Below are 17,479 nucleotides of genomic sequence, written 5' to 3' on the forward strand. Positions count from 1 at the left end.
CAGGCCATGAATTCAGGTCATTTTTTTGGAAGGGCGAAGGTGGAGGCGCGTGGTCCGTCGCGGGGGCGCGCAGCCCGCGTCGACTGAGCATGGACCGGGAAGCCGGCAGTCGCGCGGCCGCCGATCCGGGCCTGCCGATCGACAGCCGCGGCCCGGCGCCCGCGGCATCCCGCGGCGCGATCGGGCGTCCAGGTGGGAGGGTGGAGCAGCCGGGCGCCATGGGGCATACTGCCGTCCGCATCGCCGCTGGACCGGCCCGGTCGGCCGGGAGGCGTTGACGACGGAGCATGCGGCACCGGAATGACCGAGACCCGAACCCCCGGCTTTTGCGCCCTGTGCAAGTCGCGCTGCGGCGCCATCCTCGTCACCCGCGACGGTCGCCTCGTCGGCCAGGAGCCCAACCCCGCCCATCCCACCGGCAAGGCGCTGTGCGTGAAGGGCAAGGCGGCGCCGGAGATCGTCTACAGCCCCGAGCGCCAGCTCTACCCGCTGCGGCGCACGCGCCCCAAGGGCGATCCCGACCCCGGCTGGCAGCGCATCTCCTGGGATGAGGCACTCGACGAGACCGCCGCGGCGCTGGCGCGCATCCGCGAGGCGCACGGGCCCGAGGCGGTGGTGTTCGGCCTGACGACGCCCAGCGGCACGCCGATCGCCGACGACCTGCGGTGGATCGAGCGCTTCATCAACGCTTTCGGCAGCCCCAACACCGCCTACGGCACCGAGATCTGCAACTGGCACAAGGACCACGCCCACGCCTTCACCTTCGGCCGCGGCATCGCCTCGCCGGATTTCGAGAAGACGGACTGCGTGGTGCTGTGGGGCCACAACCCGAGCGCGGCCTGGCTCGACCATGCCACCGCCGTCAGCGCCGCCCGCGCCCGCGGCGCGCGGCTGGTGGTGGTCGATCCGCGCCGCGCCGGCTTTGCCGCCCGCGCCGACGAATGGCTGCGGGTGCGCCCGGGCGCGGACGGGATGCTGGCGCTCGCCATCGCGGGCGAGATGATCGCCAACGGCCGGTACGACGCCGATTTCATGCGCGACTGGAGCAACGGTCCCCTGCTGGTGCGGGCCGATACCAACCAACTCCTGCGCGCCGGCGATCTCGCCGTGCCGCCGCCCGGTGCCGGGTGGGGCGACCTCGTGGCCATCGGCGCCGCGGATGGCGCGGCGATTGGCTATGCGCCGGCCAGGGGCACCTACGCCGGCGGCGCGGTGCCGCTACTCGACGCTGCCGCGACGCTCATGGGCACCGACGGCGCGCCCTTGGCTTGCCGCTCGGCCTTCGCGCTCTACCGCGATCTCTGCGCGGACTATCCGCCCGAGCGGGTGGAGCGCGAGGCATGGGTGCCGGCCGAGCAGGTGCGGCGGACGGCGCGCCTCATTTTCGAGGCGCGCCCGGTGAGCTACTACGCCTGGTCGGGGCTTGGCCAGCACACCAACGCCACCCAGACCGACCGGGCCCTCGCCCTGCTGATGGCGCTGACCGGGAGCTTCGACGCGCCCGGCGGCAACGTCGAGTTCACCCGCGCGAAGGGGGCCGACGTCTCCGGCGCCGCGTTCATGAGCGAGGCGCAGCGGGGCAAGTGCATCGAGCTGGCCCGTTCGCCCCTCGGACCCGGCCGCAACGGCTGGGTGGGGTCGGACGCGCTCTACGACGCCATCATCGACGGCAGGCCCTATCCCATCCGCGCCATGGTCGGCTTCGGCCGCAATTTCATCGTCACCCACGCGGATGGCGCGCGTGGGGCCAAGGCACTGGCCGGGCTCGACTTCCACGTCCAGACCGACGTCGTGATGTCGCCCACGGCAACCTTCGCCGACATCTTCCTGCCCGTGAACACCCCTTGGGAGCGCGAGGGCCTGCGCGTCGGCTTCGAGGGCAGCCAGCGCGCGGAGAACCTGATCCAGCTGCGTCCGGCCGTCATCGACAGCCGCGGCGAGGCGCGCTCCGACGGACGCATCGTCTTCGACCTCGCCCAGCGCCTCGGCTTGGGCGACCGCTTCTGGAACGGCGACATGGACGCCGGCCTGGCGGCGGTGCTGGAGCCGTCGGGCGTGTCGCTGGAGACGTTGCGCAGTCGGCCGGAGGGCGTGAGTTTCGACGGCGCGCCGCGCTATTTCCGCTATCGCGACGAGGGTTTCCGCACGCCGACGGGGCGCATCGAGGTGTTCTCGTCCGCCCTGCGCGACATCGGGCAGGATCCGCTGCCGCGCTTCGTCGAGCCGGCCCTGTCGCCGGCCTCGCCGCTGGCCAGCGCCTTCCCGCTGGTGCTGACGTCGGCCAAGGTCGTGCATTACTGCCACGGCCAGTATCGGCACATCCCGTCGCTTCGCCGCCGGATGCCGGACCCGGAGGTGAGCCTCAACCCGGACACCGCGGCTGCACGAGGCATCGGCGCCGGCGACTGGGTGGAGATCCGCACTGCCAATGGCCGCGTGCGCATGCGCGCCAGGCTCGATGCCGGGCTCGACCCGCGGGTGGTCTCGGCCCAGTACGGCTGGTGGCAGGGCAGTGCCGAGCTCGGCCTGCCGGCCTACGATCCGCTCGCCGAGGGGGGCGCGAACTACAACAGCCTGATCTCGGACCGGGCAGCGGACCCGGTCAGCGGCTCTACGGGTCTGCGCTCCTCTCTCTGCGAGATCGTGGCGGTGGCGGCGCGCCCGCGCGGGGAGGGAGGCCAGGACTGGGGACCCTGAGCGCAAGCCTCCTCCCCGGGCCTCCGCGATCGGGTCGTTTAATCGAAGTAGTCCGGCAGCCGGAAGCCATCGTAGAAGCGGTCGGCGCGGATGGCCGCCTTGAAGTCGTCCGACTTGTAGGCGGCTGCGATGTCCCTGGCCCAGGCCGTGTCGACGTTGCCTTTGCGGATCGCCACCACGTTGATGTAGGGCGTCGTCATCTTCTCCAGCGCCAGCGCCTCGGACAGCTTCAAACCGCTGAAGATGGCAAAGTTGCCCTGGACCGCGGCGAGCTCGACGTCGTCCAGTGCGCGCGGCGCCTGCGCTGCCTCGAGCGGCACGATCTTCACGCCCCTGGGGTTCTTGATGACGTCGAGCTCGGTCACGTCGACCGGATTGCCGTTGCTCTTCAGTTCGATCCAGCCGAGGTCGCGCAGGATCTTCAGCGCCCGTTCCAGGTTGACCGGATCGCTCGGCACCGCGACCGTGGCGCCCGCCTTCACGTCGGCGGCGGCCTTGTAGGCCCTGGAATAGAGGCCCATGGGCGGCGTCGGGACGTGAACGATGCCGGCGAGGTCGGTCTTGTTGCGGTCGTTGTAGGCGTTCAGATAGACCGTGTGCTGCATCACGTTGGCGTCTATCTCGTCCTTGAACACCGCGTTGTTGGCCTCAAGGCCGGCGCTGAAGTTGTAATACTTGACCGTATAGCCCCGCTTCGTCAGCCACGGCTCGACGCCGACGCGAAACTCGTCGATGTAGGGGCCCGGCACGAAGCCCACCTTGAGCTCCTTCTTGGCGACGGGCGCCTCGGCGCGCGCCACCGGCGCGGCCGCCAGGGTCCCGACAGCCGCGAGCGCGGCGGCGAAGAGCTTCATTGAATACGTGATCACGCGATGACGTCCCCGGCGTTTGACCTGCGACGGCAAAATTATGAGATCAAGTTTGGTAGTAAAGGATATTATATTTCGTTTTATTGTCATATGGTCGAATTCTTATTCCCGTAGCGACTGCGGCGGAGCATGGAGCATCCGGGCCGGCGCCGGCCGATCTGATCGGCGTGGCGCACGATGGGGTCGCCGCATGAGCGGCGCCCACCACAGCCCGCCCGCCGCCGCCTCGCTTCCATCGAAGCGGGGCCGCGGCAGGGCCGCCGGGGCAGGTCCCGCCCACTTTAAAACCGCTCCAACAAACTGTCCGCTTTTTGACAGTCCTGGCCTATCCTCCGCTCTAAGCTCGCAGGCGGCCGGTCGGCTCGCGTCGGGCGATGCCGCAACACGGGGGCGAGGCGCGATCCATGCGATCCGCCGCGACATCCCGGAACGATCAACGATCTCGTGGGAGGATCGCATGCCTGAGCTGCGCTCGCGCAAAGTGACGTTCGGACGCAACGTGACCATCACCCGCTCGCTGTGGCGGGCCACCGGCATGAAGACCGGCGATTTCGGCAAGCCCATCGTCGCCATCGCCAATTCCTTCACGCAGTTCGTGCCGGGCCACGTGCATCTCAAGGACCTCGGCCAGCTGGTGGCGCGCGAGATCGAGGCGGCGGGTGGCGTCGCCAAGGAGTTCAACACCATCGCGGTCGACGACGGCATCGCCATGGGCCACGACGGCATGCTGTATTCGCTGCCCTCGCGGGATCTCATCGCCGACAGCGTCGAGTACATGGTCAACGCCCACCGCGCCGACGCCCTGGTGTGCATCTCCAATTGCGACAAGATCACCCCCGGCATGCTGCTCGCAGCGCTGCGCCTCAACATCCCGACGGTGTTCGTCTCGGGCGGCCCGATGGAGGCGGGCAAGATGACGTGGGAAGGCGAGGAGATGCGCTTCTCCGGCGTCGAGGCCTTCATCCTCCAGCACGACCCGGCGGCACCGGACGACAAGGTGGCGGCCATCGAGGAGCATGCCTGCCCGACCTGCGGCTCCTGCGCCGGCATGTTCACCGCCAATTCCATGAACTGCCTGACCGAGGCTCTCGGGCTGTCGCTGCCCGGCAACGGCTCCGTGCTCGCCACCCACGCCGACCGCAAGGGGCTGTTCCTCCGGGCGGCCCGGCAGATCGTCGAGCTCTGCCGGCGCTACTACCAGGAGGAAGACGCCAGCGTACTGCCGCGCTCGATCGCCACGTTCAAGGCCTTCGAGAACGCCATGCGGCTCGACGTGGCCATGGGCGGCTCCACCAACACGGTGCTGCACCTGCTTGCGGCCGCCCACGAGGGCAAGGTCGACTTCACCATGAGCGACATTGACCGCATCTCCCGCGTGACCCCGCACCTGTGCAAGGTCTCGCCCTCGAGCCCCGACTATTTCATGGAGGACGTGCACCGCGCCGGCGGCGTCTTCGCGCTCCTGGGCGAGCTCGACCGGGCAGGCCTCGTGCACCGGGAGGTCGGAACCGTGCACACGCCGACCATGGGCGAGGCCATCGACACCTACGACATCCGCCGCACCGAGGACCGCGAGATCCGAAAGCTCTATGCGGCGGCGCCGGGCGGGGTGATCACCACCGAGGCCTTTTCGCAGGAGCGCCGCTATCCGAGCCTCGACCTCGACCGCGAGGGCGGCTGCATCCGCGACATGGCGCACGCCTATTCCACCGATGGAGGGCTCGGTGTGCTCTACGGCAATCTCGCCGTCGACGGCTGCATCCTGAAAACCGCCGGCGTCGATCCCAGCATGCTTCGGTTCACCGGGCGCGCCATGGTGTTCGACAGCGAGAACGAGGCGGCCTCCGCCATCGGCTCGCGCGTCGTGACGCCCGGCACCGTCGTGGTGGTGCGCTACGAAGGGCCGAAGGGCGGCCCCGGCATGCAGGAGATGCTGAAGCTCACCTCGATGCTGAAGGCCTTCAAACTCGACAAATCCTGCGCGCTGATGACCGACGGGCGCTTCTCCGGGGCGACCTCCGGCCTGTCGATCGGCCACGTCTCGCCGGAGGCCGCCGGCGGCGGCACCATCGGCTTGGTGGAGGACGGCGACGAGATCGAGTTCGATGTCCCGGCCCGGACGGTGCATCTCAAACTCACCGGCGACGAACTGGCCGACCGGCGCCGCCGCATGGAGGCGCGGGGCGCGGCGGCGTGGACGCCCAAGCCGCGCGAGCGCGCCGTGTCGACGGCGCTGCGGGTCTATGCCGCCTTCGTCACCTCGGCGGCCAGGGGTGCCGTTCGCGACCTCGCCCAGGTCGCACCGGCCGATCCCGGCCTGGCCGGGCGGCTGCTTCAGGGCGAGACGCGGGCCCCGGCGCCGCAGCCGGGGGAGTAGGGGGGCCGATCGTCCTCAGCCGTCATGGCCGGGCTTGACCCGGCCATCCATCCACTGGGGAACGCGACCTGTCGACAGCCCTGCCGGGCTGACATCGATGCGACGATGGATGGTCGGGTCAAGCCCGACCATGACGCCGGTCCGCATCGCGAGACCTTTCGACTTACGCCAAGCGAGACGCCGATGAATGCGATCACCAAGACCTTCAACGCCGACTTCTCGCTTCAGGATCGCTACACGCGGGAAAGCGGGGCCATCTACCTGAACGGCATCCAGGCGCTCGTGCGCATCCTGCTCGACCAGCGGCGGGCGGACGTGCGCGCCGGCCTGAACACCGGCGGCTTCGTCTGCGGCTACCCGGGCTCGCCCGTCGGCGGCGTCGATGACGAGATGGAGAAGAACGCCGCCATCCTCACCGAGCACCATGTCGTGCACCGGCGCGGCCTCAACGAGGAATTGGCGGCGACGGCCGTGTTCGGCACCCAGGCCCTGCACGGCGTTCCCAAGGCGCGCTACGACGGCGTCTATGGCCTGTGGTTCGGCAAGGCGCCGGGCGTCGACCGCTCCATCGACGCCTTCCGCCACGCCAACTTCCGCGGCGTCGGCAAGAACGGCGGCGTGCTGGCCGTCGCCGGCGACGACCCGCACGCCCGCTCGACCATCTTTCCATCCGATTCCAACGGCGTCTTTTCCAGCCTGTACATGCCGACGCTCTGTCCCGGCAACGTCCAGGACGTGATTGATTTCGGCCTGCACGGCTATGCGTTGTCGCGCGCGGCGGGCCTGTGGGTCGGCTTCAAGCTGGTCACCGACGTCGCCGACAGCGCCGGCACGGCGCTCATCGATCCGGCGCGCATCGCACCCGTCATTCCCGAGGTGCTTTTCGACGGCCAGCCCCTGGTGCCGCGCCTGCGCGTCAACGAGGCCGGTGGTCTGTTGATCGAGGCGGAGCGGCGCATCGTCTACGGCCAGCATGAGATTGCCCGCCAATACGCGCGGCTGAACGGTCTCAACCGCATCACCTTCGAGCCCAAGCGGCCGCGCATCGGCCTCATGACCGTGGGCAAGACCTACTACGATCTGCGGCAGGCCCTGCGCGACCTCGGCTTCGACGATGCCATGCTCGAGGCGGCCGGCGTGCGCATTCTCAAGATGGGCATGATCTATCCGGTCGAGCCGCAGATCATCCGCGACTTCGCGCGCGGGCTCGAGGAGATCGTCGTCATCGAGGACAAGCGGCCGACGCTGGAGACGGCAGTCAAGGAACTGCTCTACGACAGCCCAGACCGGCCGCGCGTGGTCGGGCGCGCGGATGAGACCGGCGCGCCGCTGCTCACCGCCCATGGCGAGCTCTCGGCCGACCTGATCGCGCGGGCGCTGGCCAAGCGGCTGCGCGGGGCCGTGCCCTCTCCGGCGCGGCTCGACGAGCGCATCGACCTGCTCGACCGCAATCGCAACACCGCCGGGCCGCCGGCGGCGGCGCGCACGCCCTATTTCTGCTCCGGCTGTCCGCACAACCGCAGCCTGCGCGTGCCGGAGGGCTCCGTCGTCGGCGCGGGCATCGGCTGCCATATCATGACCTTGTGGATGGGCCCGGTGTTCGGCGACGTCGTCGGCTTCACCCAGATGGGCGGCGAGGGAGCGCAGTGGGTCGGCCTGGCGCCCTTCTCCGACACCGGCCACTTCTTCCAGAACCTCGGCGACGGCACCTTCGCCCACTCGGGCAGCCTCGCCGTGCGCTTCGCCGTGTCGGCCGGCATCAACGTTACCTACAAACTGCTCTACAACTCCACCATCGCCATGACCGGCGGACAGGACGTGCCCGGCAGCATGACCGTGCCGGACATGGTGCGCATGCTGACGGCCGAAGGCGTCAGGCGCATCGTCATCACCACCGACGAGCCGGAGAAATACGCCGGCGTCGACGTGGCGGGCGCCGCCGTCCGCCATCGCGACGACCTGGTCGAGGCCGAGCGCGAGCTCGCCGCGACGCCGGGCGTCACCGTGCTCATCAACGACCAGCAGTGCGCCGCCGAGAAGCGGCGCAAGCGCAAACGCGGCGCGCTCGCCTACAAGCGCCAGTCGGTGATGATCAACGAACGGGTGTGCGAGGGCTGCGGCGACTGCGGCGCCAAGTCGAACTGCCTCAGCGTGCAGCCGGTGGCGACCGAGTTCGGCCGCAAGACGCAGATCCACCAGTCCTCGTGCAACCAGGACTTCTCCTGCCTGCTCGGCGACTGTCCGTCGTTCATGACGGTGGAGACCACCGCGAGCAAGGCCGAGCCGCGCAAGATCGTGGCGGCGGCGCTGCCGGAGGATCTGGTGCTGCCCGACCCGCGGCCGCTGGTGCCGGCGGACGGCTTCAGCGCCGGCCTCGTCGGCATCGGCGGTACCGGCGTGGTGACGGTGAACCAGATCCTCGGCACCGCCGCCAACATCGCCGGGCTGCATGCCCAGACCTATGACCACACCGGTTCGAGCCAGAAGGCGGGCCCGGTGATCTCCCATCTCAAGGTGAGCCGCGGGCCAATCGACGGCGCCCCCACCGTATCGAGCGGCAGTGCCGACCTCTACCTGGTGTTCGATCCGCTCGGCGCCGTAAATCCAAACAACATCGTCATGGCCTCGCCGCAGCGGACGGTGGCGGTGGTGTCGACGACGCGGGTTCCCACCGGCGAGATGGTGTCGAACCCGGGCAAGGCCTACCCGTCGATGAGCCGGCTCACCGACCGCATCAATGCGGCCAGCCGGCCCGACCACAACATCTTCTTCGACGCGCAGGACCTGGCCGAGCGGCTGCTCGGCGATCACATGGCCTGCAACCTGCTGCTGGTCGGCGCGGCGTATCAGCGGGGGGCGCTGCCGATCCCGGCCGAAGCTATCGAACAGGCCATCCGTCTCAACGCCACGGCCGTGCCGATGAACCTCGCCGCCTTCCGCTGGGGCCGCCTCAGCGTCGCCGATCCGGCCCGCGTGGCCGCCGCCGCCCGGCGCGAGGCGGCGTCGGCGGGCGCCGCACCGGCCGAGAAGGCACGGGCCGTCGTCAGCCTGGCGGCGGCACGCATCGTCGACGGTGTCGGCGCCGACGGTGAGCTGAAGCGGCTCCTCGGTGTGCGCGTGCCGGAACTGATCGCCTTCCAGAGCGAGGCCTATGCCAGGGATTACGCTGCGGTCGTGCGCGAGGCGCTGGCGGCCGAGGCGCGAGCCGGCGGCGGCCGTCGGGGGCTGTCGGAGTCCGTGGCGCGCAATCTCTATAAGCTCATGGCCTACAAGGACGAATACGAGGTGGCGCGGCTGATGCTGGCGGAGGAGGCGCAGGCGCGGCTGACGAACGCCTTCGGGTCCGAGGCCCGCGTCTCCTGGCACCTGCATCCCACCTTCCTGCGCGCGCTCGGCGTCAAGAAGAAGGTCAAGCTGGGCCCCTGGTTCAAGCCGGCCTTCCGCCTGCTCAAGGCGATGAAGTCGCTGCGCGGCACGCCGCTCGATCTCCTCGGCCGCACGCAGGTGCGGCGTGTCGAGCGCGCGCTGATCGGCCACTACCGGGCGCTGCTCGCGGCGACGTTCGCCAAGCTCGACTCCGCCACCTACGATCTCGCCGTGGAGCTGGCCGAGATCCCCGACCTCGTGCGCGGCTACGAGCACGTGAAGCTCGGCAACGTCGCGCGCTACAAGGCGGCGGCCGAGCGGCTGGCCGGGCTGCTCGGCTTGAACGTGCCTTTCGGTCCGGTGCTCGGCGCCATCGCGCACGAGGTGGCGGCGAAGCCGGAGCTGGCCAAGGCGGCGTGAGTCGCAGCGCCCCGGCCCGTGGCGGCAAATGCTCTATCTGTTTGATTCATCGCGTTTTCTTCACGCGAACCGGCGTCCACTTCGCTCGAAAACGCTCTACTCGGCTGCGCGGGCCTCGCCGGCGCCGGTGAGTGCGGCGCCGCTCTTGACCAGCGCCGCAATGGCCTGGTCGGTCAACCCGGCGGCCCGGAGGACCGGGACGGTATCCTCGCCGAGAAACGGGCTCCGCCTCCTGACGCCGCCCGGCGTCGCCGTCATCTTCAGCGGGACGCCGGCGACCTGCACCGGGCGCCCGTTCGGCTGCTCCAGAGTGACGATCATCTCGCGGGCGGCGAAATGCGGGTCGTCGGCGATATCGGCGATGTTCATCACCGGTCCATAGGGGATCCTGCCGCCGAGCCTGGCCGTCAGCTCCGCCTTGGAATGGCGGGCGGTGTGACGGCTGATCGCGACGATGAGCTCGCGCCTGTCGCGGGTGCGCCCGCCCTTATCCGTAAAGCGCATATCGCCGGCGACGTCGGCCATGTCGAGCTTGGCGCACAGCACGGCGAAGAAGTCGTCCGTGTGGGCGGCGATGGTGACGTGGCCGTCGGAGGCGGGAAACATGCCGAACGGACATAGAAACGGGTGATGGTTGCCTTCGGGGCCCGGCACGGTTCCTTCGGCGGAGTGCTGCCATACCATTCGCTCGCAGACCGCGAAGATGGAGTCGACCATGGAAATGTCGACGAATTGGCCGACGCCGGTGCGCCGGGCGTGGTGGATTGCCGAGACGACGCCGAAGGCGAGCATGATTCCGGGGATGATGTCGCCGATACCGGGACCGACCTTGGTCGGCGTCATCGGATCCGGACCGGTGATCGCCATCACGCCGCCCATGGCCTGGGCGACGACGTCGAAGGCCGGCCATCTGGCGTAAGGGGACGCGCCGGTGCGCGGGTCGCCGAAGCCGCGCAACGTGCCGTAGACCAGACGCGGATTGATCTGGCGCAGCGCCTCGTACCCGAGGCCGAGCCGGTCCATCACCTCGGCGCGGAAGTTCTCGACCACGGCATCGGCGCCGGCGACGAGACGCTTGAACGCGTCGCGGCCCTCGGGCCGCTTGAGATCCAGGCAGACGCTGCGCTTGTTGCGGTTGACGCTCTGGAAATAGGCGCCGAGCGACGAACCTCCATGGGAGGGGGAGGCCGCCGCGCCGCGGGTGACGTCACCGCCGAAGGGCTCGATCTTGATGACGTCGGCGCCGTGATCGGCCAGCATCATGGTGCCGTAGGGCCCGGCCAGCATTTGCGTGAGATCGAGGACGGTGATGTCGTCGAGGGCGCCGAAGCGCTGCGATGGATCGGTGCTCACATGACGCTCCGTGGCCGCTGCGGGTGGGAATGGCATCATCGTCCGACCGGCAAGCGCGCCGTGGCCGGAGCGCCGTTCGATCGCCAAAGGGCGCCGCCGGGTGTGGGCGAACTGGAGCCCGCCGCTCGGACCGGATGACCGGCTCTGCGGCGAAGGCGCTCGTGATGCCGACGTTGGCCGTGCGGGACGGCCGCTACCGCGCTGCCGCCCGCCGCCGCGGGCTCTCCGCTTCGACGGCAAAGGCATCGGGCCCCCAGCTCCGCAGCGTGGGCAGAACCGCGTCGGCGAACAGGCGCATGCTGCGCTCAGCGTCGGCGTCGGCCATACCGCCGTAGGCGAAATGCAGCACGAGCGCGTCGTAGTCGAGCTTCGCGCGTGCCGCCGTCAGCTTCTCGATGACTTGCGCGGGCGTGCCCCAGGCTTGCATGTCCATGAAGCCGTGCACGACGGCGGACGCGCTCTTCTGCACCGCTTCAGAGAATTTGGCGTAGCGCTCGTAACCCTTGGTCTTGGCGAAATGGTCGCCGCCCATGTTGTAGTGCTTCAGCACCTCGTTGAAGTAGACACTGATGTATTTCTCGGCCATGGCTTTGGCCCGCGCCGGGTCCTCGTCGACGAAGACGAACTGGTCCAGGATCGGCTTCGGCAGCATGCGGTCCGGGTGGTGCTGGCGCCAGGCCAGCTTGTACTGGTCGAAGTTGGCATAAAGCTCGTCCCAGTTCTTCGTCGGCACGAGCAGCAGCCCGACCCCGAGCCTGGCCAGGATCGGCATCGTCTCGGGCGAGCCGCCGGCGCCGAAGGTGCGCCCGACGAAGGAGCGGATGGGAGCCGGCCGGAGGTCGCGGCGCGGGATCTGGTAGTGCCGGGTGCCCGCTTCGATGTAGCCGTCCTCCAGCGCCGCCAGAACCGTCTCGGCGGATTCCACGAAGCGGTCGCGGGACTCGTTCATGTCGATGCGAAAGCCGGTGAACTCCGTCGTTGCCAGCCCGCGGCCGATGCCGAGGATCGTGCGGCCGTGCGACAGGTTCTCCAGCACCGCGATCTCCTCGGCAACGCGGACGGGATCGTGCCAGGGCAGCACGACGACCATGGTGCCGAGCCGCGCACGCGTGGTTCGTGCGGCCATGAAGCTGAGGAACTGAAGCGGGTTCGGGATCATCTCGTAGTCGGTGAAATGATGCTCCGTCGACCAGATGGAATCGAAGCCAAGATCGTCGGCCAGGCCCGAGAAGTAGACCTCGCTATCCCAGACCTCCTGGTCGGTGCGCGCCCGCAGAGGATTCTGAAACGTGGTGGCGTATCCGACGTGCATGCCCGGCCTCCCGTATCGACGTTGATCTGTGTGACATTTATGTAAGCTGAGGGTTATATCTCTCCAGTTGCCGACGAATCACGTCCGTTCGTCAATATTAATAAGTTTAAGCGCTCAATTGATTTCATATGTAGACCGCGCGCAGCCGAGGGCCTGCCAGTTCCAGCGCATGGCGTGGCCCGCGGGCCCCGTCTCATCGCGCTGCGACGCCTGGGCGATCGAGGGGCCGCATCTGCTCGGCAAGCGCGCCGGGCCGGTGCCCAAAGAGGGCGCGGCGTGCGCTCCGCTCGGCCGCCATGCCGTGATCGGCGTTCACCTCATGGGGCAATCCCTGCTCGGCCGCGAAATGCGCCTCGATGGCGCGCAACGCCCGCACGATGGCCGGCCGGTCCCTGGCGAGGCGCTCGACCGTGCCGCCGACGCCGACAGCGAGCGGCGTGCCGTTCAGTGGGCAGGCGATGGCGATGGCGATGGCCCCGACACCGGGCGTGATCTCGCCTGCCGTCTCGGCGTAGCGGTTGGTCCTGATCGTGGCGATGCGGTCCAGGTATTCGGACGTGCGGACCTGCACGCGTGGGTCATCCGCCTCGGCGTTGCAGCGGGCGACCCACCGCCGGATCTCCTCGTCGGGCTTCAGGCTCAGCAACATCGCCCCCATCGCCGACACCGTGAGGGAGCGATGCATTCCCGAGGTGATCAGCATGGCCGGCTGTTCCGGCTTCATCACCAGAATGTACTGGGCCGACGCGCGATTCTGCATGCCGACGAAGACGGTATCGCCCACCTGCCGAAACAGCCGCTCTAGCAGGGGCATCATCAGGCCGACCCGGTCGAAGCGGCGGCTGATCCAGCTGACGAGGAAGGGCAGGCGCAGGGTCGGGCTGTAGCGCCGGCCCGTCTCGTCGTAGTCGAGATAGCCGAGAGCGCGCAAATTGCGCAGCAACATGCTGGCGCTCGGCTGCGGTATGGAGAGGTGGCGGCTGATCTCGCCGACCGAGAGCGGCCTCTGTTGTTCGGAAAACAACTCGAACACCCCGAGCGTCCGTTCCGCTGATTTGACAGTTCGTTCTTGCATCGCGCGCACGATCCCGATGGCGTGGATAAGGACGGTGATGGGGATCAGGCGACGGGGGCAGCTACACGCGGAGCCCGCCGCGCCGGGCCGAGGAGCGATGCCCGGTTGCGGCCGTGCGTCTGCGGACGTCCGCCGGCGCGCGCCCATGCCCAACCGATGCTGAAGGTTCTCATCGGAGCGTTCATGCCGCCGTCCTCCCGTGCGTCCGTCTTGCGGTCGGCCGTTCCGGCCGCCTCGCGGATGTCTTGCTCAGGATGAAAGTATATGGCTCGCCCAAGAATTTGCAACGAGCATGCTATCATAACCGTGATATGCGAATAATTTCGCAATTAGATTGCGAAAATGGGTTGCCATCCGGATGGCGATCGCGGCGGCCACGCAGCCCGTTGCGCGGTGCGAATTTGCCCGGCGGAGCCTGGCGCGACTTGGCCCCGCGATCGTTCAGACGTTCAGAAGCTGCCCGGGCGAGCCTAGAAGGGCTTGGCCCGGTAGCCGAGCTGGCGGGAGATCTCCGAGGCGCACCGCAGGATCGCCTGGGTCAGCTTCTCCAGTTCGTCGCCGTCGACGAAATCGATCGGGCCGCCGGCCGAGATCGTCGCGATGACCGAGCCCTCGTGGTCCCGCACGGGGGCCGCGACGTGGCGCAGACCCAGGAACAGCTCCTGCTCCTCCCACGAATGGCCCACTTCGCGGACGCGGGCCAGTTCGTCCATGAAGGCATCGATCGACGTGAAGGTGTGCGCGGTAAAGGCGTGCATCCCTTCGGCCCTCAGCATCTCGCGCACGTAATTGGGATCCTGCCAGGCCGCGAGTAGCTTGCCGGGCGCCGTGGCGTGGACCGGCAGCGTGCTCATCAGGCTGACGTCGAGCGCATGCTGCGGGCTCTGCTGGCGCATGATGATGACCTTCCAGCGATAGAGCCTGCCGAGGCTGACATATTCCTTGAACCGGGACGAGACCTCGCCGATGTAGGGCAGGGCGATGCGGTCCAGCTCGCGGCGGCCCAATGTCGCGTGGCCCAGAAGGGCCAGGCCGAAGCCCAGGTGGCAGCGGCTATCCTCGTCCTGGTCGACAAAGCCACTGGTGGCGAGCGTGCTGACCAGCCGCGACACGGCGCTCGCCGACACGTTCAGGGCGCCGGCGATCTCGATGACCCGCATCGGCCGGCCCGCTTCGTAGAGCGTCTCGAGGAGGGCCATGGCCTTGCCGACCGACTTGACCAGGCCGGGATCGGCAAGGCCCGTCGCATCGCCTGCCGCCGTGCCGGCCAGCTCGGGGCGCCGGCTCTTGCGGGACATCGTCGCTTTCATGCCGGCATCTCCTGCGCTCCCGCCGGGATTCGCCGACGCAAGGCATGCAGTATCCGCAATGCGATTGCGAAACAACAGTTCCTGCGACGCATGTTCAGCATGCAGCCGTGCCGTGCGCCAAGGGGATGCGCCGTCGGCACAGCGCCAGGCCGCCGCGGCGGCCAAGGGCCCTTCCGCCGATGTCACCCGCAGGGCTTAGCAGGTGATCTTTGGAATGGAGTCGGTCCATCTGCGTCCGCGCGCATGCGTCTCAAAGGCGAGCGAGTGGTTCTCCTGGGCAGAGCCATATCCAATTCTGCCGTCAAGTTCCCATCGGATGAGTCCGATCCAGCACACCGCATTGCCATAGGCTCGCCATGGCGCTCCGGCGAGCGGCACACCGCGCAAGCAATGCCGGCGTCCCCGCTGATCGGTGACCAAGGCATCGATGACGATGGGAGTGATCCCCATGCGCACCATCGTCAGGTCCAGATCCATGATCGCCATGACGTCGCCCTTGTCGAGGACGTAGCCGTGCGCAAGCTTCTGGTCCTGTCCGGTCGGTTTGGACGGATCCAGGTGGGCATGGAAACGGAAGCCGAGGTCTTCCCCGAACTGCGCCCACAGGGAGTTGTTCGGCGGGATCTCCATTTCGGGGCGAGGGCCCCAGCTGTGGTTCATCCGGTCGACGGTGTCGATATCGTACGCCTCGCCTCGTAGCTTCAGCGTGCCGGTGAAGCGGCCATGCATATCGAAATGGCCCTTGTAGCCGCTGCCCATGGACGAGCGAGCGAGGCGCTCGGCCTCGGTTCCGCCGGCGAGCGGGTTCTCGCTGGGATCGTGGATGTCGAAGGGGTTCATGAGGCCGACGATGTCCATGTGCAACTCGGTGCCGTCCCGGCCGACGTAGTCGATCCGATAGTCGCGAGGCGGCTTCACGGCCTTGATGCTGAGCCCGTTCGGCCCGTGGATATGCGAGAACCGCTCCGGCGCCGGCAGATGGAAACGCGTATCGATGAAGAGCGACTCGAACTCCGTCTCGGTGACGGACCCGATGAAGCGGATGTCGGCCTGCATGCATCCCAGCTTGGGACGAACGCAGACGTAAATATGCCCGAATATCCGGGCCTCGGGCACCGAGACCGGAATGTAGTAGGTTTCCGCCCAGGTGTAATCGTCGTCGGCCGTATAGTGATACTCGAGATCCTGTGCCGTGATCATGCGGTTTCTCCGATGGGGTATGCTTAGGTCTGGGGATAAGGGCGTGGCCCCCTGGCCACGCCGCGCCGTGTGTCCGCTGCTGCTCACGTCCTGGAACGACCGAAGGCGATGATCATGAGAATGCCCGAGATCACCATGCTGCAGGTGATGGCGTACATGCCCATCACGGCCGAGCCGGTGAGGTCCGTCACGATGCCGAGCATGTAGGGGCTCACGAACCCGCCGAGGTTTCCGAGCGAATTGATCACCGCGAAGGCGACCGCTGCGGCCGGGCCGATGTAGATCTGGGCCAGGTTGGCCCAGAAGACGGTCGAAGCGGCCAGTATGCCGATCGCGGCGACCGTCAGCCCGAGCAGGGACAGGCCAGGCCGGTCTGCGAAATAGGCGCTCATCCAGAACCCGATCGAGGTCATGGCGATCGATAGCGTGCGCACGATGCCGCGCCATCCCGCCTTGTCCGACAGCGGGCCGACGAACACGACCGCGATGGCGGCGGCGAGCCATGGCAACGCCGAGAGCCAGCCGATGGTCATCGTGTCGGAAACGCCGGATTGCTTGATGAGTTGCGGCAGCCAGAATGCAATGCCGTAATAGCCGATCAAGAGCGTGAAGTAGGCAAGCGACGACACGAGCGTCACGGGCTGGCGGAGGGCATCCCTATACGAGTGCGCGTGCGCGGACTTGTTCAGATCGAGAATGTTGTTCGCCGCGACGCGCTTCTCCGCCGGCGTCAGCCACTTGGCATCCTGGATGGTGTTGGCCAGCCCGTACAGGATGACCGGGGCCATGATCATGGTGATCAGTCCCTCGATCATGAACAGCCACTGCCAGCCGGCGTAGCCGGCGGTGCCGTTGAGCCGGGTGAGGATGAGGCCGGACAGGGGGCCCGACACCACGAATGCCATCGGCGCCGACAGCCAGTACAGGGCGTTGAAGCGACCGCGCTGACTGTTCGGCACCCACTGCGACAGATACAGCATGACCCCCGGCGCGGCGCCCGCCTCCGCTGCACCGACAATGAAGCGCAGGATGTAGAACCAGGTCGTGTCTTTGACAAAGGCCAGGGCGAAGGTCGCGAGCCCCCAGGTCAGGACGATCCGGGTGAACCAGACCTTGGCGCCCACCTTCTGCAGCGCGATGTTGCTGGGCACCTCGAACAGGAAATAGCCGAGAAAGAAGATGCCGGCGCCGAGCCCGTAGGCCGCATTGCTGAAGCCGAGATCCTGCCGCAGCGCCGCCGCCGCGAATCCGACATTGGCGCGGTCGATGTTGGCAAAGAAGAAGATGAGAAAAAGGATCGGGCTCAATCGGAGCGCGATCTTTCCGTAGAGGCGCCGATGGTCGACGTCGTCGACGCCAGCATCGCTCCGCGCCGTCGACATGGTCACGCTGTCCGCCCTCATGGTGCTCTCCTCCTGCCGTTCTTTTCTTGTGCGGGCGGGCAGCCCCGCCCGGGCCTTCGCGGAAAATTCCTGAGATCGAAAAGGCCGAAGTGATGCG

Annotated in this window: 10 protein-coding genes; 3 read left to right on the forward strand and 7 right to left on the reverse strand. The window is 68.1% G+C overall.

From position 1 onward, the window contains the following. The first annotated feature begins 300 nt into the window (after window positions 1-300). Window positions 301-2,697, forward strand: a complete 2,397-nt coding sequence (locus tag IEW34_RS12415; RefSeq protein WP_188609500.1) for a molybdopterin-containing oxidoreductase family protein — start codon at window positions 301-303, stop codon at window positions 2,695-2,697. Between the two features lie 38 nt (window positions 2,698-2,735). On the opposite strand, the gene IEW34_RS12420 is transcribed toward IEW34_RS12415, so the two are convergent. Beyond that, window positions 2,736-3,563, reverse strand: coding sequence for a MetQ/NlpA family ABC transporter substrate-binding protein (locus tag IEW34_RS12420; protein ID WP_373288250.1), 828 nt, complete (start codon window positions 3,561-3,563; stop codon window positions 2,736-2,738). Between the two features lie 460 nt (window positions 3,564-4,023). On the opposite strand from IEW34_RS12420, the gene ilvD reads away from it, so the two are divergent. Both ilvD and IEW34_RS12430 read left to right on the forward strand, forming a co-directional pair. Beyond that, window positions 4,024-5,943: a dihydroxy-acid dehydratase gene (ilvD, locus tag IEW34_RS12425; protein WP_188609501.1), complete on the forward strand. Its 1,920-nt coding sequence runs from the start codon at window positions 4,024-4,026 to the stop codon at window positions 5,941-5,943. Between the two features lie 183 nt (window positions 5,944-6,126). After that, window positions 6,127-9,729, forward strand: coding sequence for an indolepyruvate ferredoxin oxidoreductase family protein (locus IEW34_RS12430; protein ID WP_188609502.1), 3,603 nt, complete (start codon window positions 6,127-6,129; stop codon window positions 9,727-9,729). Between the two features lie 96 nt (window positions 9,730-9,825). On the opposite strand, the gene IEW34_RS12435 is transcribed toward IEW34_RS12430, so the two are convergent. From IEW34_RS12435 to IEW34_RS12460, 6 genes are all read right to left on the reverse strand, one after another. After that, window positions 9,826-11,082, reverse strand: a complete 1,257-nt coding sequence (locus tag IEW34_RS12435; protein WP_210324493.1) for a CaiB/BaiF CoA transferase family protein — start codon at window positions 11,080-11,082, stop codon at window positions 9,826-9,828. A 193-nt stretch (window positions 11,083-11,275) separates the two neighbouring features. Then, window positions 11,276-12,394 carry an LLM class flavin-dependent oxidoreductase gene (locus IEW34_RS12440; protein ID WP_188609504.1) on the reverse strand — a complete coding sequence of 373 codons (1,119 nt, stop codon included), beginning with the start codon at window positions 12,392-12,394 and terminating at the stop codon, window positions 11,276-11,278. Window positions 12,395-12,587: 193 nt separating this feature from the next. Beyond that, complete coding sequence (locus tag IEW34_RS12445) at window positions 12,588-13,469, reverse strand: IclR family transcriptional regulator (RefSeq protein ID WP_188609505.1); 882 nt, start codon at window positions 13,467-13,469, stop codon at window positions 12,588-12,590. 470 nt (window positions 13,470-13,939) lie between these two features. Then, on the reverse strand, window positions 13,940-14,779 hold the full coding sequence (locus IEW34_RS12450) for an IclR family transcriptional regulator (RefSeq protein ID WP_188609506.1): 840 nt from the start codon (window positions 14,777-14,779) through the stop codon (window positions 13,940-13,942). A 195-nt stretch (window positions 14,780-14,974) separates the two neighbouring features. Next, window positions 14,975-15,979, reverse strand: coding sequence for a DUF7064 domain-containing protein (locus IEW34_RS12455; protein ID WP_188609507.1), 1,005 nt, complete (start codon window positions 15,977-15,979; stop codon window positions 14,975-14,977). An 83-nt stretch (window positions 15,980-16,062) separates the two neighbouring features. After that, window positions 16,063-17,382: an MFS transporter gene (locus IEW34_RS12460; protein WP_188609508.1), complete on the reverse strand. Its 1,320-nt coding sequence runs from the start codon at window positions 17,380-17,382 to the stop codon at window positions 16,063-16,065. Window positions 17,383-17,479: the final 97 nt, after the last annotated feature.

Origin of the sequence: Chelatococcus reniformis (assembly GCF_014640075.1) — a bacterium.
Classification (GTDB): domain Bacteria; phylum Pseudomonadota; class Alphaproteobacteria; order Rhizobiales; family Beijerinckiaceae; genus Camelimonas; species Camelimonas reniformis.